This is a genomic window from Pseudomonas sp. 22189 (assembly GCF_052045635.1).
In the GTDB taxonomy this organism is placed as follows: domain Bacteria; phylum Pseudomonadota; class Gammaproteobacteria; order Pseudomonadales; family Pseudomonadaceae; genus Aquipseudomonas; species Aquipseudomonas parakoreensis.
In genome coordinates, this window is sequence record NZ_JBQEPG010000043.1 from 1 (window position 1) to 17,315 (window position 17,315).

General features: G+C 60.0%; 19 protein-coding genes. 9 read left to right on the plus strand and 10 right to left on the minus strand.

Going from position 1 to position 17,315, the window contains the following annotated elements; translation table 11 throughout:
• Positions 1 to 77: 77 nt before the first annotated feature.
• A complete protein-coding gene (locus ACTJKS_RS26595; protein WP_108183398.1) occupies positions 78 to 734 on the minus strand; it encodes a thiopurine S-methyltransferase in 657 nt (218 codons plus the stop codon).
• A 103-nt stretch (positions 735 to 837) separates the two neighbouring features.
• On the opposite strand from ACTJKS_RS26595, the gene ACTJKS_RS26600 reads away from it, so the two are divergent.
• Positions 838 to 1,605, plus strand: a complete 768-nt coding sequence (locus ACTJKS_RS26600; RefSeq protein ID WP_108183399.1) for a DODA-type extradiol aromatic ring-opening family dioxygenase — start codon at positions 838 to 840, stop codon at positions 1,603 to 1,605.
• 117 nt (positions 1,606 to 1,722) lie between these two features.
• On the opposite strand, the gene ACTJKS_RS26605 is transcribed toward ACTJKS_RS26600, so the two are convergent.
• Positions 1,723 to 3,396: a DEAD/DEAH box helicase gene (locus ACTJKS_RS26605; protein ID WP_007964821.1), complete on the minus strand. Its 1,674-nt coding sequence runs from the start codon at positions 3,394 to 3,396 to the stop codon at positions 1,723 to 1,725.
• Positions 3,397 to 3,817: 421 nt separating this feature from the next.
• Between ACTJKS_RS26605 and ACTJKS_RS26610 the strand changes: the two genes are divergently transcribed.
• Positions 3,818 to 4,609, plus strand: a complete 792-nt coding sequence (locus ACTJKS_RS26610; protein ID WP_108183400.1) for a crotonase/enoyl-CoA hydratase family protein — start codon at positions 3,818 to 3,820, stop codon at positions 4,607 to 4,609.
• A gap of 113 nt (positions 4,610 to 4,722) precedes the next feature.
• On the opposite strand, the gene ACTJKS_RS26615 is transcribed toward ACTJKS_RS26610, so the two are convergent.
• Positions 4,723 to 5,478, minus strand: coding sequence for a spermidine synthase (locus ACTJKS_RS26615; protein WP_041069570.1), 756 nt, complete (start codon positions 5,476 to 5,478; stop codon positions 4,723 to 4,725).
• Positions 5,479 to 5,631: 153 nt separating this feature from the next.
• Here ACTJKS_RS26615 and ACTJKS_RS26620 point away from each other — a divergent pair, with 153 nt between their 5' ends.
• Complete coding sequence (locus ACTJKS_RS26620; RefSeq protein WP_041069567.1) at positions 5,632 to 6,978, plus strand: class II 3-deoxy-7-phosphoheptulonate synthase; 1,347 nt, start codon at positions 5,632 to 5,634, stop codon at positions 6,976 to 6,978.
• Between the two features lie 172 nt (positions 6,979 to 7,150).
• Here ACTJKS_RS26620 and ACTJKS_RS26625 read toward each other — a convergent pair whose 3' ends face one another.
• Together ACTJKS_RS26625 and ACTJKS_RS26630 are read right to left on the minus strand one after the other, a co-directional pair.
• On the minus strand, positions 7,151 to 8,377 hold the full coding sequence (locus ACTJKS_RS26625) for a winged helix-turn-helix domain-containing protein (RefSeq protein WP_108183401.1): 1,227 nt from the start codon (positions 8,375 to 8,377) through the stop codon (positions 7,151 to 7,153).
• 64 nt (positions 8,378 to 8,441) lie between these two features.
• The gene (locus ACTJKS_RS26630; RefSeq protein WP_007964812.1) at positions 8,442 to 8,663 is read right to left on the minus strand and encodes a DUF1127 domain-containing protein; all 222 of its coding nucleotides are present in this window, start codon (positions 8,661 to 8,663) and stop codon (positions 8,442 to 8,444) included.
• Positions 8,664 to 8,759: 96 nt separating this feature from the next.
• On the opposite strand from ACTJKS_RS26630, the gene ACTJKS_RS26635 reads away from it, so the two are divergent.
• Positions 8,760 to 9,614 carry a LysR substrate-binding domain-containing protein gene (locus tag ACTJKS_RS26635; RefSeq protein ID WP_047295460.1) on the plus strand — a complete coding sequence of 285 codons (855 nt, stop codon included), beginning with the start codon at positions 8,760 to 8,762 and terminating at the stop codon, positions 9,612 to 9,614.
• Here ACTJKS_RS26635 and ACTJKS_RS26640 read toward each other — a convergent pair.
• Positions 9,604 to 10,353 (minus strand): sulfite exporter TauE/SafE family protein, encoded by a 750-nt coding sequence (locus ACTJKS_RS26640; protein ID WP_198759679.1) that lies wholly within the window; start codon positions 10,351 to 10,353, stop codon positions 9,604 to 9,606. The two genes, ACTJKS_RS26635 and ACTJKS_RS26640, sit on opposite strands and share 11 nt — an antisense overlap.
• 110 nt (positions 10,354 to 10,463) lie before the next feature.
• On the opposite strand from ACTJKS_RS26640, the gene ACTJKS_RS26645 reads away from it, so the two are divergent.
• From ACTJKS_RS26645 to ACTJKS_RS26655, 3 genes are all read left to right on the plus strand, one after another.
• Positions 10,464 to 11,420, plus strand: coding sequence for a LysR family transcriptional regulator (locus ACTJKS_RS26645; protein ID WP_108183403.1), 957 nt, complete (start codon positions 10,464 to 10,466; stop codon positions 11,418 to 11,420).
• 73 nt (positions 11,421 to 11,493) lie between these two features.
• Entirely contained in the window at positions 11,494 to 11,949 is a 456-nt protein-coding gene (locus tag ACTJKS_RS26650; protein ID WP_108183404.1) for a MarR family winged helix-turn-helix transcriptional regulator, read from the plus strand.
• Positions 11,950 to 12,234: 285 nt separating this feature from the next.
• Complete coding sequence (locus ACTJKS_RS26655; protein ID WP_108183405.1) at positions 12,235 to 12,654, plus strand: organic hydroperoxide resistance protein; 420 nt, start codon at positions 12,235 to 12,237, stop codon at positions 12,652 to 12,654.
• 190 nt (positions 12,655 to 12,844) lie between these two features.
• Here ACTJKS_RS26655 and ACTJKS_RS26660 read toward each other — a convergent pair whose 3' ends face one another.
• Entirely contained in the window at positions 12,845 to 13,414 is a 570-nt protein-coding gene (locus ACTJKS_RS26660; protein ID WP_003226785.1) for an elongation factor P, read from the minus strand.
• Between the two features lie 48 nt (positions 13,415 to 13,462).
• Positions 13,463 to 14,605, minus strand: a complete 1,143-nt coding sequence (gene earP / locus ACTJKS_RS26665; RefSeq protein ID WP_108183406.1) for an elongation factor P maturation arginine rhamnosyltransferase EarP — start codon at positions 14,603 to 14,605, stop codon at positions 13,463 to 13,465.
• A 124-nt stretch (positions 14,606 to 14,729) separates the two neighbouring features.
• Between earP and ACTJKS_RS26670 the strand changes: the two genes are divergently transcribed.
• Complete coding sequence (locus ACTJKS_RS26670) at positions 14,730 to 15,140, plus strand: hypothetical protein (protein WP_108183407.1); 411 nt, start codon at positions 14,730 to 14,732, stop codon at positions 15,138 to 15,140.
• Between the two features lie 2 nt (positions 15,141 to 15,142).
• Entirely contained in the window at positions 15,143 to 15,625 is a 483-nt protein-coding gene (locus tag ACTJKS_RS26675) for a GreA/GreB family elongation factor (protein ID WP_108183408.1), read from the plus strand.
• A gap of 9 nt (positions 15,626 to 15,634) precedes the next feature.
• Here ACTJKS_RS26675 and cysB read toward each other — a convergent pair whose 3' ends face one another.
• A complete protein-coding gene (gene cysB / locus ACTJKS_RS26680; RefSeq protein ID WP_007908591.1) occupies positions 15,635 to 16,609 on the minus strand; it encodes an HTH-type transcriptional regulator CysB in 975 nt (324 codons plus the stop codon).
• 113 nt (positions 16,610 to 16,722) lie between these two features.
• Complete coding sequence (locus tag ACTJKS_RS26685; RefSeq protein WP_041069532.1) at positions 16,723 to 17,226, minus strand: universal stress protein; 504 nt, start codon at positions 17,224 to 17,226, stop codon at positions 16,723 to 16,725.
• Between the last annotated feature and the right edge of the window lie 89 nt (positions 17,227 to 17,315).

Sequence of the window (17,315 nt, forward strand, 5' to 3'; positions counted from 1 at the left end):
TTTCTGGATTCGAGGACGAAGCAGATCACTGTGGGAGCTGGCTTGCCAGCGATGGGGCCCGCACAGCCAATACAAACCTATCGACCAGAAACCCGATAAACCCGCTCCTCCAACCGCGTCACCCCCGCCTGCAGAAACTTCCAGCTCTCCCCCAGCACATCCTGCTCTTCCAGCATTCGCACCTGCCAGGCACTCGCCAGCAAGCGCTGCACCTCATCATCGCTCACCGCAAACGGTGGCCCGGACATCTGCGCCTGATCGTAATCCAGTGTGATCAACAGCCCTTGCACAACCGGCGGCAGGATTTGCTGCAGATGCGCCGCATAGCGTTCACGCATCGCAGGCGGCAAGGCGATCAACGCTGCGCGGTCGTACAATGCCGCGCAGTCCGCTACATCGTCTGCAGTCAGCGCGAAGAAATCACCGCACCACAACTCGATGGAATCGCCGCGATAGACCTTGAACGGCCCCTCGTCGCTGACCTGCGGCGTTACCTGATGCTCACTGAAGAAGTCCTCGATGGCCTTCTGCGACAACTCGACCCCGAGCACCTGATGTCCGCGCCCGGCCAGCCACAACAGATCCAGGCTTTTGCCGCACAACGGCACCAGCACCCGCGCCTGCATCGGGATCGCCAACTGCGGCCAGTGACGCTGTAGATACGGGTTGACCTCAGGCAGATGAAAGCCGATCTGATTGGATTCCCACTTCTCGTGCCAAAACTCAGGCTGCATGCTTCACCCCAAAAAATTCGATCAAAAGGCGTTAAAACTTATATTAGATTTAGATCAATGATCTGACTGAAGATGGCACCATCTTACCGCTCAGGAACCCATCATGTTTCCCAGCCTGTTTATTTCCCATGGTTCACCCATGCTTGCTCTGGAGCCAGGCGCCAGCGGCCCGGCTCTGCAGCGCCTGGCGGCTGAACTGCCCAAACCGAAAGCCATCGTGATTGTCTCTGCCCACTGGGAAAGCCAGGAATTGCGGGTCAGCAGCCATTCGCAACCCGAAACCTGGCATGACTTCGGCGGTTTTCCCCGCGCCCTGTTTGAAGTGCAATATCCGGCTCCGGGCAATCCGCAACTGGCCACCGAAGTGGCCGAACTGCTCAACGCTGCCCATCTGCCGGCTCGCCTCGATGCGCAACGACCGTTCGACCACGGCGTCTGGGTGCCGCTGTCACTGATGTACCCGCAGGCGGATATTCCGGTGGTGCAGGTATCGCTGCCGAGTCGCGGTGGCCCGGCGCTGCAAACCCGTGTCGGGCACGCACTGGCGAGTCTGCGCGAGCAGGGTATTTTGCTGATCGGCTCCGGCAGTATCACCCACAACCTGCGCGAACTGGACTGGCATGCCGGCCCGGAAAGCGTCGAGCCGTGGGCGCGGGACTTCCGCGACTGGATGATCGACAAGTTGGCGGCCAATGACGAAGCGGCGCTGCACGACTATCGTCAGCAGGCACCAAATGCGGTGCGCAGCCATCCGAGTGATGAGCATTTGTTGCCGTTGTATTTCGCCCGTGGCGCGGGAGGTGAGTTCCGCGTAGCGCATAAAGGCTTCACGATGGGTGCACTGGGTATGGATATCTATCGCTTCGGCTGACGTCATCGCTGGCAAGCCAGCTCCCACAGGGTTGTGGGGCGAGGCAAAAAGCAGGCATAAAAAATCCCCGAACCAGTCGGGGATTTTTCATGTTCGATCAATCAGCCCGAGGGCGGATCAATCTTCGCGGTAGCGACGCAGTTTCAGCTGCTTGCCAGCGACGCGAGTGTCCTTCAGCTTGGTCAGGAGTTTGTCCAGACCATCTTCCGGCAGCTCGACGAGGCTGAAGCTGTCACGCACCTGGATGCGACCGATCGCTTCGCGGGCCAGACCACCTTCGTTGAGGATGGCGCCCAGCAGGTTCTTGGCGGCGATACCGTCACGCGCACCCAGCGCGGTACGGCAACGGGCACGGCCTTCACCCAGAGGCATTGGCGCGCGACGCTCGCGGTCGCCACGATCAGGACGATCACCGGAACGCTCAGGACGGTCGCCACGCGGTGCGTTGTTCGGCACCAGTGGACGTTCCTTCTCGATCGCTGCCAGGTTCAGCGCTTGACCGTTGGTTGCCTTGCGCAGCAGGGCTGCAGCCAGTGCACGCGGGGTGCAACCGATGTCAGCGGTCAGACGATCGAGCAGCTCGCCGTGAGTCGATTCGGCATCGGCAACCAGCGGCGACAGGCTGTTGGTCAGTTTCTTGATGCGTGCATCGAGCACAGCTTGAGCGTCCGGCAGACGCACTTCGGCAACTTTCTGGCCGGTGACACGCTCGATCACTTGCAGCATGCGGCGCTCACGTGGAGTCACCAGCAGCAGCGCACGACCTTCGCGACCGGCACGGCCGGTACGGCCGATACGGTGCACGTAGGATTCCGGATCGTACGGCATGTCCACGTTGAACACGTGGGTGATGCGCGGAACGTCCAGACCACGGGCAGCCACGTCGGTCGCGACAACGATGTCCAGACGGCCATCCTTGAGCGAGTCGATGACGCGCTCACGCTGGTTCTGGGCGATGTCACCGTTCAGCGCAGCGGCTTTGTAGCCTTTGGCGTCCAGGGCACTGGCCAGATCCAGGGTCGCTTGCTTGGTGCGCACGAACATGATCAGCGCGTCGAAGTCTTCCACTTCCAGCAAGCTGAGAACGGCAGAGGTCTTCTGGTCAGCGTGAACCAACAGGTGAGCCTGTTCGATCGCGGTAACGGTCTGAGTCTTGCTCTGGATCTTCACGTGCTTCGGATCGCGCAGGTGGCGCTCGGCGATGGCACGGATCGACTGCGGCAAGGTTGCCGAGAACAATACAGTCTGACGGGTTTCCGGCATGGCCTTGAAGATCACTTCCAGGTCGTCCATGAAGCCCAGTTTGAGCATTTCGTCCGCCTCGTCCAGAACCAGGTGGTTCACGGTAGCGAGGACTTTTTCGTCGCGACGCAGGTGGTCGCACAGACGGCCCGGCGTGGCGACAACGATCTGTGCGCCATTACGGATTGCTTTCAATTGTGGGCCCATCGGCGCGCCGCCGTAGACAGCCACAACAGTTACGCCCGGCATTTGCTTGGCGTAGGTTTCGAAAGCGGTTGCAACTTGTAGCGCCAACTCACGAGTTGGGGCCAGGATCAGAGCTTGCGGCTCGCGCTTGGACGGATCAATGCGGTGCAGGATAGGCAGGGCAAAGGCAGCGGTTTTACCGGTACCGGTTTGCGCCTGACCAATCATATCGTGACCGGCGAGGATGATCGGGATCGACTGCTGCTGAATGGCCGAAGGCTCTTCATAGCCGGTAGCGACTACTGCAGCGACAATATTGGGATGAAGTTCAAGAGCGGCGAAGCCGCCGATTTCCTGGGTCATGGGTCTGCCTCTAAGTGCATCCGCAAAGACCCATGCTCCAAAGCTGCGCATGCCGTGTTGAGACTCAAGAGTCGCCCTGGCAGCTTTGTCGGCGGGGATTTGCGAAAACGTATGAATGAAAAAGAATCGTCAAGGAAGAGCCCGCAGTGCGGACGTGCAGCCGAAGCTGACTTCGGGGAATTGCGCTACCTAAACGCGGCCCGGTTAAAGGCCGGCGCGCACTATACCGGAATTTGCCCAAAAAGGGAGCTTTTTTTATCAGCTGAATCGCTGTGTCACCGCTGTGTAACGGGGTTTTGCGGATAATCGTGCGAAGGTCTATTTTGCAAAGGCCCGGCCTTGCGGGTGATGACGCTTAAACGATTCATCGATGTGCGGCATACCGTCGCTGCACCCGCCCTTCCCGCCCGAGGATCTACCCATGAATCAGCCCTGCCCCGGCCGCGTCAGCCGCGAACATCGTGGTCATGTCCACTTGATTGGCCTCGACCGGGCCGCCAAACGCAATGCCTTCGACCTCGATCTGCTCAATGACCTGAGCCTGGCCTACGGTGAGTTCGAGGCCGACAGTGACGCGCGAGTGGCCGTGGTGTTCGGGCATGGCGAGCACTTTACCGCCGGTCTGGATCTGCTCAACGCCAGCGCCGCCCTCGCCGAAGGCTGGCAGGTTCCGACCGGCGGTTGCGACCCGTGGGGTGTTTTCGTTGGTCCACGGGTCAGCAAACCGGTAATTGTCGCCGCGCAGGGCTACTGCCTGACCATCGGCATCGAGTTGATGCTGGCCGCTGACATCAACCTGTGTGCGAGCAATACCCGCTTCGCGCAAATGGAAGTGCAGCGGGGGATTTTTCCTTTTGGTGGTGCGACCTTGCGTTTTCATCAGGTGGCCGGCTGGGGCAATGCCATGCGCTGGCTGCTGACCGGCGATGAGTTCGATGCGCATGATGCATTGCGCCTGGGTTTGGTACAGGAAGTAATGGCCAGTGAGGACCTGCTGCCCCGCGCGATCGAACTGGCCGAGCGGATTGCCCGGCAGGCACCCTTGGGGGTGCAGGCGACGCTGATGTCGGCGCGGCAGGCACGGTATGAGGGGGAGACGGCGGCGGCACAAGGATTGCCGGCACTGGTGAAGAAGTTGCTGGGGAGCGAGGATGCCAAGGAAGGCATCAGCTCGCTGGTTGAGCGGCGGCCAGGCATCTTCAAAGGGATCTGATGAACTCCCCCCTGTAGGAGCTGCCGAAGGCTGCGATCTTTTGATCTTGTTTCTAAAATCAAAGTCAAAAGATCGCAGCCTTCGGCAGCTCCTACAGTTGACCGAGTCGCTACTCAGGTGGCTGGGCGAATACTGTTGATCAACGACTGCAACGAATACCCCAACCGCGGCGCCAGCGCCTCAGCGCGGGCGGTCAGTGCCTGCATGTCCAGCTCCTGATCGAGATCCGCCGGCACAATCAGAATCACATTGCCCTCCTTCACCGGCAGTTCCCAGTAATGCCGATGGTAGAGCCCACGCAGCAACGCGGCGCCCAACGGTTTGCCATCATCGGTGGCCCACTGGTTGATCACCAGCCAGCCGCCCGGATTCAAACGCTTCTGACAGTCACCGAGAAAACTCCAGGCCAGATGCCCGACACCCGGGCCGACATCGGTGTACAGGTCGACAAAGATCAGATCCGCAGGCTCGGCCGTCGGCAGCAACTCCAGCGCATCGCCGACCCGAATGTACAAACGCGGATCGTCATCCAGCCCCAGGTATTCGATGGCCAAACGCGGCACGTCCGGGCGCAGTTCGATGGCTTCGACATCTTCCAGCGGCAGGAACTTGAGGCAGGCCTGGGTCAGCGTACCGGCACCGAGGCCAAGAAACAGCGCGCTCTCCGGTTGTTCATGGCACAACGCGCCAATCAGCATCGCCCGGGTGTAGTCGTATTCCAGCCAGCTCGGATCGGCGGTGAACACGCAGCTCTGCTCGATGGCATCGCCGAATTCCAGAAAGCGGTAATCGGCCACTTCCAGCACGCGAATCACGCCGAACTCATCCTGTACCTCGGCGAGCAACAGCTCGACGCGCTCTTCAGTCATTTCGTCTCCTGATGGTCACCGGGCGCGGTGACGCGATGGCACCGCTGCGGCGCCGTGGCAAAGCGGCGATTGTCGGTGATGGGGCGGGAGCAGGTCACGCACTAATTGCTGCTACCATGGCCTTCCCGTGCGTAGAACCCATTAGAGACCGTGATGAGCCAACCCTGGAGTCCTGACAGCTGGCGCGCCCTGCCGATCCAGCAACAACCCCAATACCCCGACGCCGCGCATCTGCGCCAGGTCGAGCAGACCCTGGCCAGCTATCCGCCGCTGGTGTTTGCCGGTGAAGCACGCGAGCTGCGCCGCCAGTTTGCCGAAGTGACTCAGGGCCGGGCGTTCCTTTTGCAGGGCGGCGATTGCGCGGAAAGCTTTGCCGAGTTCTCGGCGGCGAAGATTCGCGACACTTTTAAAGTGTTGCTGCAAATGGCGATCGTCATGACCTTCGCCGCCGGTTGTCCGGTGGTCAAGGTCGGGCGCATGGCCGGTCAGTTCGCCAAGCCGCGCTCGGCCAACGACGAAACCCTCGACGGCGTGACCCTGCCCGCCTACCGTGGCGACATCGTCAACGGCATCGGTTTCGACGAAAAGAGCCGCGTGCCGGATCCGGAGCGCCTGCTGCAGTCCTATCACCAGTCCACCGCCACCCTGAACCTGTTGCGCGCCTTTGCCCAGGGCGGCTTTGCCGACCTGCATCAGGTGCACAAGTGGAACCTGGATTTCATCGCCAACTCGGCACTGGCCGAGAAATACAGCCACCTCGCCGACCGCATCGATGAGACCCTCGCATTCATGCGCGCCTGCGGCATGGACAGCTCGCCGCAACTGCGCGAAACCAGTTTCTTCACCGCTCACGAGGCACTGCTGCTGAACTACGAAGAAGCGTTCGTGCGTCGCGACAGCCTGACCAACGATTACTACGATTGCTCGGCGCACATGCTATGGATCGGTGACCGTACTCGTCAGCTCGACGGTGCTCACGTCGAATTCCTGCGCGGGGTGAACAACCCGATTGGCGTCAAAGTCGGCCCGAGCATGAACCCGGACGACCTGATCCGCCTGATCGACGTGCTCAACCCGGACAACGATCCCGGCCGCCTGAATCTGATTGCGCGGATGGGCGCGAACAAGGTCGGCGATCACCTGCCGGCGCTGATCCGCGCGGTACAGCGTGAAGGCAAGCAGGTGCTGTGGAGCTCCGACCCGATGCATGGCAACACGATCAAGGCCAGCAGCGGCTACAAGACCCGCGACTTCGCGCAGATCCTGGGTGAGGTGAAGCAGTTCTTCCAGGTGCATGAAGCCGAAGGTACTTATGCCGGCGGGATTCATATCGAGATGACCGGGCAGAATGTCACCGAGTGCATCGGTGGCGCGCGGCCGATCACGGAAGACGGGTTGTCGGATCGTTATCACACCCACTGCGATCCGCGGATGAATGCCGATCAGTCGCTGGAACTGGCGTTTTTGATTGCGGAAACCCTGAAACAGGTCCGCCGCTAGACCGAGTCGCCCCATCGCCAGCAGGCATGGATTGACCTCTATCCCTGTAGGAGCTGCCGAAGGCTGCGATCTTTTGATCTTGATCTNAGATCGCAGCCTTCGGCAGCTCCTACAGGGGTCAAGATCACCCAAAGATCTCTGTGGGAGCGAGCCTGCTCGCGAAGAGGCCCGCTCAGTCACAGCCGATTTGCGCCAACGCCACCCGCAACCGCGCCGCACTCTCACGCTGACAATTAAGCTGAACCCGCGCAAGCCCCAGCCAATCGGCCATCTGCCGCAGATTCAACGCCAGCGCCAGCATCCCCGCCTCGTCCAGTCCCGTTTCTTCCTCATGCACCGCGTGCACCGCCAGGCGCCCCGACGCTCGCTCGGCCCGCAGGTCGACCCGCGCGGCAATCCGCTCGTTGTGCAAGAACGGCAGCACGTAATAGCCATAGACCCGCTTGTCTTGCGGCGTATAGATCTCCAACCGATAGCGGAAATCAAACAGCCGCTCGGTGCGACTGCGTTCCCAGATCAACGAATCGAACGGCGACAACAGTGCACTGGCGATGACTTTACGTGGGACTTTCGACTGCGGCAGGCAGTAGGCAATCTGTCGCCAGCCAGCGACTTCACAGGTCTGCAACTGTCCGTCCTCGACCAGTTCCGCCAGACGCGGGCGCGCATCGCCAGGATTCAAGCGGAAATAATCCCGCAGATCCTTTTCCGTACCGACGCCGAGTGCCTGCGCCGCGTGCAGCAACAAACCACGTTGCGCCTCAGCCTCGTCAGGTAAAGCTTGTTGCAGAATCGAGGAGGGAATGACCCGCTCCGGCAAATCGTACAAACGCTCAAAACCGCGGCGACCGGCCACGGTCACTTCACCCGCAGCGAACAACCATTCCAACGCATGCTTTTCCGCACTCCAGTCCCACCACTGCCCGGCCTTGTCCTCGCGGGTCGACAGACTGCCGGCACCCAATGCACCACGCTCCTCGACCGCACTCAAGACCCGGCGCACAACGCTCTGCTGCTCCAGACCAAACTTTGCCAGTTGCTGATAAATGTCCCTGCCATTCCTTGCCCGCTGCATGCGCCACCCCATCAACGGATACATGCTCAATGGCAGCAACGACGCTTCATGACCCCAGTACTCGAACAACGTGCGACGTCGCCCCGAACTCCAGGCGGCCTGGTCGAGCAAATCAGCGGAATAGGAACCCAAACGGGAAAACAGCGGCAGGTAGTGCGAGCGCACCACGGCGTTGACGGAGTCGATCTGCAGCAGACCCAGCCGTTCGATCAGCCGGTTGAGTTGCGGCGCCTTGACGGTCGGCGGCTGGCGCCCATTGAACCCTTGGGCAGCCAGCGCCAGACGTCGCGCCTGTTTGAGGGAAAAGGCCAGAGTCGCGGGCATGAGCATCTCCTTGTCTGCTCGCAACCTACCTCACCTGAAAGTGGTTTGTGTAGTAAGGCGCCGATCATTTATGCATCGGATCGTCCCAGAACGGCCGAATGGCCTCGTGCTCGACGTCGGCCCGACTGACCCCGATGTCCTTCAGCGCTTCGTCGCTCAGACTGGCGAGCAACTCGCGCTCACGGTGCAGTTCGTACCAGCGGCTGAACTTGTGCAGCAGATCGGAAACGATATGGCCGTGGCCGGAAAATTTTGTGTCGTCTACATACTCTCTTTGACCTTTCATCGTGTTGCCCTCCTTGTGGATGGCTCAAGTCTCGCGCTGGCGCTAAGATCAATCCAACGAATGTTTCTGATGGCATTCATCACGGAGATTCATCAATTGTCGGCCTACCCCAGTATCGATACCGATGTCCTGCGCACCTTCGTCGCGATTGCCGATCAGGGCGGTTTTACCCGTGCCGGCGAAATGGTCAACCGCACGCAATCGGCGGTGAGCATGCAGATGAAGCGTCTGGAAGAAGACGTGTTACAGCGTCAGCTGTTCGAGCGCGACGGCCGCCAGGTACGCCTGACCGCCGAAGGCCAAGTGTTGCTGGGTTATGCGCGACGCATCCTGAAATTGCACAGCGAAGTGTTCAACACCCTGCGCGAGCCGCACATGGTCGGCACCGTGCGCATCGGTACGCCGGACGATTACGTGATGCGGTTTCTGCCGGGGATCCTGTCGCGATTCGCGCAGTTCTACCCGCTGATCCAGATCGAAGTGCATTGCGAGTCCAGCAAACAGCTGTTGCAGCGCACCGATCTGGACTTGTCGATCGTCACCCGCGAGCCGGGCAACGAGATCGGCCAGTTGCTGCGCAAAGAGCGTTTCGTCTGGGCCGAGGCGCAGAATTTCAGCGCGCACGAGCAGACGCCGCTGCCGCTGGCGATGTTCAACAGTGATTGTTTCTGCCGCTTGTGGGCTTGCAATGCGCTGGACGCGATGGGCCGCGATTACCGCATCGCCTACAACAGCACCAGCCTGTCGGCACTGATGGCGGTGGTGAGCGCGGGTCTGGCGATCACCGCGCAACTGGAGAGTTTGATCACCCCGGACATGCGTATTCTCGGAGCCAACGAAGACCTGCCGCTGCTGCCCGAGGCCAGCATCATGCTGATCCGCAACCTGAACAACCCGTCGCCGATCACCGAATGCCTGGCCGAGCACATCGTTGAAGGCTTCAAACTTTAAACGCGAGCATCACCGCACACAGCACCAGGAAACCGCAGAACAGCCCGCGCAGCAGTTTCTCCGGCATGGCGTGGGCGACTTTGACGCCCCAACTGATGCTCGCCAGACCGCCGATGGCCAAGGGCAGGCCGATCATCCAGTCGACCTCGTGATGCACCGCATAGGTCACCAGGGTTACGCCGGTGCTGGGCAGCGCCAGTGCCAGCGACAGGCCTTGAGCAACCACCTGGCTCGTGCCGAACAGACTGGTGAGGACCGGCGTCGCCACCACGGCCCCGCCGACACCGAACAGACCGCCCATGGTTCCGGACGCCGCGCCAAGCACACCCAGCCATGGCCATGAGTAACGCATCTCTGAGCTCACTGCCGTTTTTTTGCCGAACATCTTCAGCAGGTTGTACGCCGAGAGCACCACGAGGAAAGCGACAAAACCGATCCGCATGGTTTGCGCATCAATGCCCACCGCCCAGATCGAACCGATCCACGCAAAGCAAAAACCCATGACCGCCAGCGGCAGCGCATGACGCAATTCGATGCGATTGCGCTGATGATAGCGCCACAGCGCCAGCATCACGTTGGGCACCACCATCACCAGCGCCGTGCCTTGGGCGATCTGCTGATCGAGGCCAAACCACACGCCCAGCAGCGGGATGGCGATCAAACCACCGCCGATGCCGAAGATCCCGCCCAGTGTCCCTAGGGCGGCGCCAAACAGCAGGTACAACAAAAACTCGATCACAGCGATGTCCTCATCCGTCAGGCGATTCATCCTACGCAGTAGAGGCTGGCGGGGAAACGCACAGCAACGCACAATGGCTATGCCAATTTCGCACAAGCACCGAAACACTCATGAATCCCAATCAGTTGACCGAACAGCTCGGGCTGTTTCTCGATGTGCTGGAAAGCGGCAGTTTTTCTGCAGCTTCCCGTCGTCATCCGCTGACGCCTTCCGCCGTGGCGCGGCGCATCGACAGCCTGGAAAGCGCGGTTGGCAGCCAGTTGTTCATTCGCAGCACCCACGTCGTAAGGGCAACTCCGGCGGGTTTGGCGTTTGCCGAGCGGGCGCGGCGCATCGTCAGCGAGCTGCAACTGGCCCGCGCCGAAGCGGTGTCGTTGAGCAGTGCGCCGGAAGGCTTGATCCGCATCGATGCCCCTGCCGCTTTTGGTCGCCGCCATCTCGCGCCGGTCATCGCTGACTTTCTGGTGCTGTACCCGGGCCTCGACGTGCAATTGCACCTGATCGACAGCTTTATTGACATGCACGGCTCGAATCTGGGCAAAGTCGATCTGGTGCTGCGCGCCGGGCAAATGGCCGATACACGGCTGGTCGCCACGCCGCTGGCGAGCATGGTACGCATTGCCTGTGCCAGCCCCGATTACCTCAAACGCCGTGGCGCACCGCGCCATCCCGCGCAGTTGAGTGAACATGACGGGCTGGATTGGGAAGGTCTCGCCCCGCCCTTCGCCTGGCGCTTCGAACTGGACGGGCAAATGCAACTGCATCGCCCCGCGCGCATCCGCATGAGCGCCAACAATGCCGAAGCGCTGGTGTGCGGTGCACTCGCCGGACTGGGCATCGCGCATTTGCCGACCTGGCTGGCCAGCGAATACCTGCTGCGCGGCGAACTGCTGCCGCTGTTCTGCGAGAACGGCCTACCGCCACCAGAGACCACCGGCATCTATGCGCTGCGCATGGAACAACAGACCCATTCGCGTAGCCGCCTGCTGCTGGAATACCTCAAGACCCGCTTCAGCCCGGTGCCGCCGTGGGATATTGCGCTACAGCGCGAACTGGGCCGGCACTAGATTCTGGATAATTATCTGGCGCATTAAACATTCGGGCGCTAGATTCAAGCCCATCACCGAACAAGGCTTTGCCATGACCACCGAACGCGACACCTGCGACGACCTGCTGCTCGACAATCAGGCCTGCTTCGCCCTGCATTCCACTTCGCTGATGATGACCAAGGTCTACAAGCCACTGTTGCAAGCGCTTGGCCTGACGTATCCGCAATACCTGGCGATGATGGTGCTGTGGGAGAAGGATGGTTTGACCGTCGGAGAAATCAGCACGCGCCTGCTGACCGATCCGGGCTCGCTGACCCCGCTGCTCAAGCGGCTGGAAGGTGAGGGTTTGCTCAGCCGAACCCGCGGCCGTGAAGACGAACGGGTGGTGATCGTCGAACTGACCGCGCAGGGCCGGGCTCTTCGTGAGCAGGCCAAAAGCGTTCCGCAATGCATCTTGGGCGCCAGTGGTTTCACCCTAGAACGCTTGCAGAATCTTCAATCTGAGCTGCAAGCCCTGCGCAGCCATCTGCAAGACAGCCTTAACTAAGCCCACCTGACTTTCCCTTGTGGGAGCGAGCCTGCTCGCTCCCACCAAGATCCCCTGCTGATCTGAAGATATTGATGCCGTAAAAATTATTTTTTTGGCTTTGATACGTCTTCGACCGCTCTAAAACAGGCCTTTCAGCCGGCCATATCACCCTTCTTCATTACTGATCCGATTTTCTCTACAAATTTATCTTGCGCACTAAACATTAGCGAGCTACATTCATCTCGCACTTACTTAGCGCGCAAACAATTAGCGCAAAAACAGACACCCAACGAGGCCCACACCATGCAAACTCTCTACACTGCAATCGCAACCTCCACTGGCGGCCGTGATGGTCGTGCGATCTCCAGCGACAACATCCTCGACGTCAAACTGGCTACTCCGAAAGAACTCGGCGGTGCCGGCGGCGCGGCCACCAACCCTGAGCAACTGTTCGCTGCCGGCTACTCGGCCTGCTTCATCGGCGCGCTGAAATTCGTTGCCAGTCAGACCAAACGCAAAATCCCCGACGATGCCTCGATCACCGCTCACGTCGGTATCGGCCAGATTCCTGGCGGTTTCGGTCTGGACATCGACCTGCACATCAATCTGCCGGGACTGGAACAGGCTGACGCACAAAGCCTGGTCGAAGCGGCGCATCAAGTCTGCCCGTACTCCAACGCGACCCGTGGCAACGTTGACGTACGTCTGCACACCACCGTTTGAGAACAACGCCAAACCACTGTGGGAGCGGGCTTGCTCGCGAACAAGCCCGGTCAGACAACCTGTTTGTTGAATGACACACCGCATTCGCGAGCAAGCTCGCTCCCACAGGGTTCAGGGGTAGACGTGGAATCGCAGGCACAAAAAAGCCCGACTCAATGGTCGGGCTTTTTCTTTCCGTAAAAAGCAGTGCTTATTTGGCACGGCCTTTGTAGGAACCGCCTTCGCGGGTATCGATCTCGATCATGTCGCCGATTTCGATGAAGTCAGCAACCGACAGCTCGGTACCGTTCTTCAGTTTGGCAGGCTTCATCACCTTGCCGGAAGTGTCACCGCGAGCGGAACCTTCGGTGTAGTCAACCTGACGCACGATGGTGGTCGGCAGTTCTACGGACACCAGACGCTCTTCGAAGAACACGGCTTCGCAAACGTCGGTCATGCCTTCTTCAACGAAAGGCAGAACGCTTTCGATGTCTTCGGCGTTCAGCTCGTACATGGTGTAGTCAGTGGTGTCCATGAACGTGTAGGTGTCACCGCTGATGAAAGACAGGGTGGCTTCTTTACGATCCAGGATCACGTCGTCCAGCTTGTCGTCCGCACCGTAAACGGTTTCGGTCTTGTAACCGGTCAGCAGGTTCTTCAGCTTGGTCTTCATGATCGCGCTGTTACGGCCCGACTTGGTGAATTCAGCTTTCTGAACCAGCCAAGGATCGTTGTCGATACGGATCACGGTACCGGGTTTGAGTTCTTTACCAGTTTTCATTGCGAATATCCGAATTTGGATGGGATTTACAAAAATCTAGGCCGCGTATCATATCCAATTTAGGTAAAACTGTACCAGCGCCGTGGCAAGATCCGCCTGCAAGCCTTGTTCCAGACACCACGCCTCGGCGTTTTCCTGCAGCTCTGGCCAGTGTTTACGGGCCTTGAGCCAGTGCTCGCCGATCGGTTGCCCGGCACTCCAGGCCCGCCACAGACCGTTCATCGCCTCGGCAGCGGCCGGCGAAAGCCCTTTGGTGTAGAGCGCGAGAAAGGCATCGAGCTTGTCGAGGTGGATGTCTTCGTCCTGCTGATAAATGTGCCAGAGCATCGGTCGCCCAGCCCATTGTGCGCGAACAAACGAGTCCTCCCCGCGCACCGCGTTGAAATCGCAGCACCACAACAACTGATCGTATTGATCCTGACGGACAAACGGCAGCACCTGCACCGTCAGTGCCTGACGCACGTCCAGATCGCCGACAGCCAACGCATCGACCCCGAGCCAGCGCGCAACGTCACCAAGAATCCGCCCTTCCGGCACCAGCAGATGGGTCGGCGTGCTGTCGGCCGCCAACGCATCCAGCCAACTGTCCAGCCCGGCATTTTCATAGGCGAACAACGAGATCAGCAGTGCGTCCGCTGCGCGATCTACGCCCAGGCCTTGCAGGAATTGTCGCTGCGCAGCCGCGTCCTGCTGAAATTGCCGGCGCCGCTCAAGCAGACCGCTTTCACGCAGCAAGCCGCCGGTCCCAGGTCGAAATCCGGGAAAGAAAAAGAATTTCTGCACCGACTTGTACTTCACCGACGGTAAACCGTGACAACCGGTGACCCAGTCTTCAGCGCTGAGATAATCGAGGTTCATCCACAGCGGCGGCTGTTGCCGCTCGGCCATGGCGTCCATATAAGCAGCTGGCAACTGACAAGCAAACGCGGCGATCACCACGTCCGCCGCTTCCGTCTGCGGCCAGTCGCTCGGCCAGTGCCACACCTCGACGCCCTGCTGCGATTGCTGCGCAAGGTGGATGTCGATCTCGGGGCAGATGCGTTCGAAGGCGCGCAGGTCATCAACCCACAAGCGCACTGCCAGTCCATGTTCGGCCACCAGTTGCCGGGCCAGACGCCATGTCACGCCGATGTCGCCATAGTTGTCGACCACGGTGCAAAAAATATCCCAGCGGGTTTTCGGTACCGACATGCAAGACTCCCGTTGGCAAAAGCGCTGATTGTCCGCATAAATGACCTCGCGCAGAAGAGCCGACGGCGATTAATCTTCGTGCGACAATCGCCACTTGCCCGCAATCATCCGCCAGGAGGCAGCCATGCCCTATCGTCCCGACCCGCGTCGTCCCTTGCCCGTTCAGCTTAGCGCGCTGCAACTGACCGGCAGTATTGCCCTGGGCATGTGGCTGGGCTTTCTGGCCATCGCCCTGACCTGCTGGCTGATTTCGCGTTTTGTATTGACCGAACAACTGGCGCCGGTTGCCCAGGCCGTGCAGCAACTGGCCAAGCCGCCAGCGGCCGTCCAGGTGCAACCGGACATTCCGCCACAGAGTCCGCTGTTCGAGCAGTACGAAGAGAACCTGCGCAAGAACGAGCAGCAGGCACGCCTGGATCAGGCTCGCGGCAGCAGTCGCAACCAGTCGAATCCGAAATGCCAGTTCTGGCTGCAACAGGACCAGACTGCGCCGAGCGAAAAGAGCCGCGCCAACGTTTTGCAATTCTGCGATTGATCATGAACAAACACACCGTCCACCAACTGATCCTCGACAAACTGCGCGCCGACCTCGACATCGCCGAGCGCGCCGCGCAGACCGCTTATGAAACCGCGACCCACGAAGAAAACATCGCCGAGAACAAGTACGACACCCTCGGACTTGAGGCTTCCTATCTGGCGGCGGGTCAGGCGAAACGCGTCGAGGAAATCCGACAGTCACTGGCGCTATGCCAGAACCTGACGCTGCGCGCCTACGACGAACATCGCGGCATCGAGATCGGCGCCCTGCTTGGTCTGGAAGACGAAAAGGGTCGCGAACAATGGCTGTTTCTGGCCCCGGATGCAGCGGGCCTGAAAGTCGATGTGGTGGGTCAGCCGATTACCGTCATCAGCCCACGCTCGCCGCTGGGCAAAAGCCTGCTGGGCAAGCTCGAGGGCGATGAGGTGGAGATTCTGGTGGCAGGCACCCGGCAACAGTTCGCTGTCACCGAGGTGCTTTGAGGCGGGGACTTAGTGGACCGGCAATTCGACGCCGTCGAACAGCTCTTCCAGTTCCTGCTTGTTGTGACACTGGATGGCTTTGGCCATCACTTCGCGGGTCAGGTGCGGGGCGAACTTCTCGATGAAGTCGCACATGAAACCACGCAGGAACGTACCGCGACGGAAACCGATCTTGGTGATGCTCGACTCGAACAGTTCGCTGGCATCCAGCACCACCAGGTCGTTATCGAGCTTGGTGTCGACCGCCATTTTGGCGACGATGCCCACACCCAGACCCAGACGCACGTAAGTTTTGATCACGTCGGCGTCGGCGGCGGTAAACACTACTTTCGGCGTCAGGCCACGATGACTGAAGGCTTCGTCGAGTTTCGAACGGCCGGTGAAACCGAACACGTACGTCACGATCGGGTATTCGGCCAGCGCTTCGAGGGTCAGCTTCGGCAACTTGGTCAGCGGGTGGCCCTGAGGCACGACCACGCAACGATTCCAGCGATAGCACGGCATCATCACCAGATCACCGAACAGCTCCAGCGCTTCGGTGGCGATGGCGAAATCAACCGTGCCGTCAGCGGCCATCTCGGCGATCTGCATCGGCGACCCTTGGTGCATGTGCAGCGCCACGTCCGGGTATTGCTTGATGAAATTGCTGATCACCGGCGGCAATGCGTAACGTGCCTGGGTGTGGGTGGTGGCGATCGACAGGGTACCTTTCTTCTCGTTGGAGAATTCCTGAGCGATCTGCTTGATGCTTTCGACCTTGCGCAGGATTTCGCCTGCGGTGGTGATGATGCGCTCGCCGGCCGGGGTGACGCGGGTCAGGTGTTTGCCACTGCGGGCAAACACTTCAACGCCAAGTTCGTCTTCCAGCAGACGGATCTGTTTACTGATACCCGGTTGCGAGGTGTAAAGGCTTTGGGCGGTAGCGGAAACGTTGAGGTCGTGGTGCGCCACTTCCCAGATGTAGCGCAATTGTTGAAGCTTCATATGTATCCCTCAAAGCAGGTAGACGCCACGGGCATCAGCGACGGTATATAACTATATTAATGGTTTGATGAATAAATCTAGAACTTTTTTATCAAAACGCCATTATTCCCGCTTCAGCGATCCCCCCGGCGCCGACGCTCCACCAACGGCACCAGATAGACCGGCACCTTGGCCAATTGCAGGACCCGGGTCGCCGTGCGCCCCAAAGGCGTTTCCGCCCCTACGCCGTGACTGTGAGTGCCTACGATCAACAAATCCACAGAGAGTTTCTGCACCTGGTCGAGAATCACCTGCGCCGGATCGCCCTGCACCACCCGAACCGCGCAAATCCGCTGCAGATCCTGCTCGCCCTCGTCCCCCAGTTCCTCACGAAAGCTGTCCAGCACCCGTTGCTCGATACTGGCGATGACAGTTTTCAGACCCTGACTGTGAAATTCGTTCAATGCCTGTTCGTCGAGATAACTCTGCAATACCGACTCGGCAAACAGCCCCATGGGCTCCACTGCATGCACCACGTACAAGTCGGCATTGAATGTCCGCGCCAGTGCCAGGGCATGCTGCATCACTAACGGTGCGTACAGACCGAGGTCAGTGGCATACAGCATCGAACGAATCATATGACCTCCTCGCGTGCCAACATGGCGGAGATTTGATTCAGCTTAGCAGTGCCTTGGCGACTACGACGTGCGACGCAACGTCTTGAAGC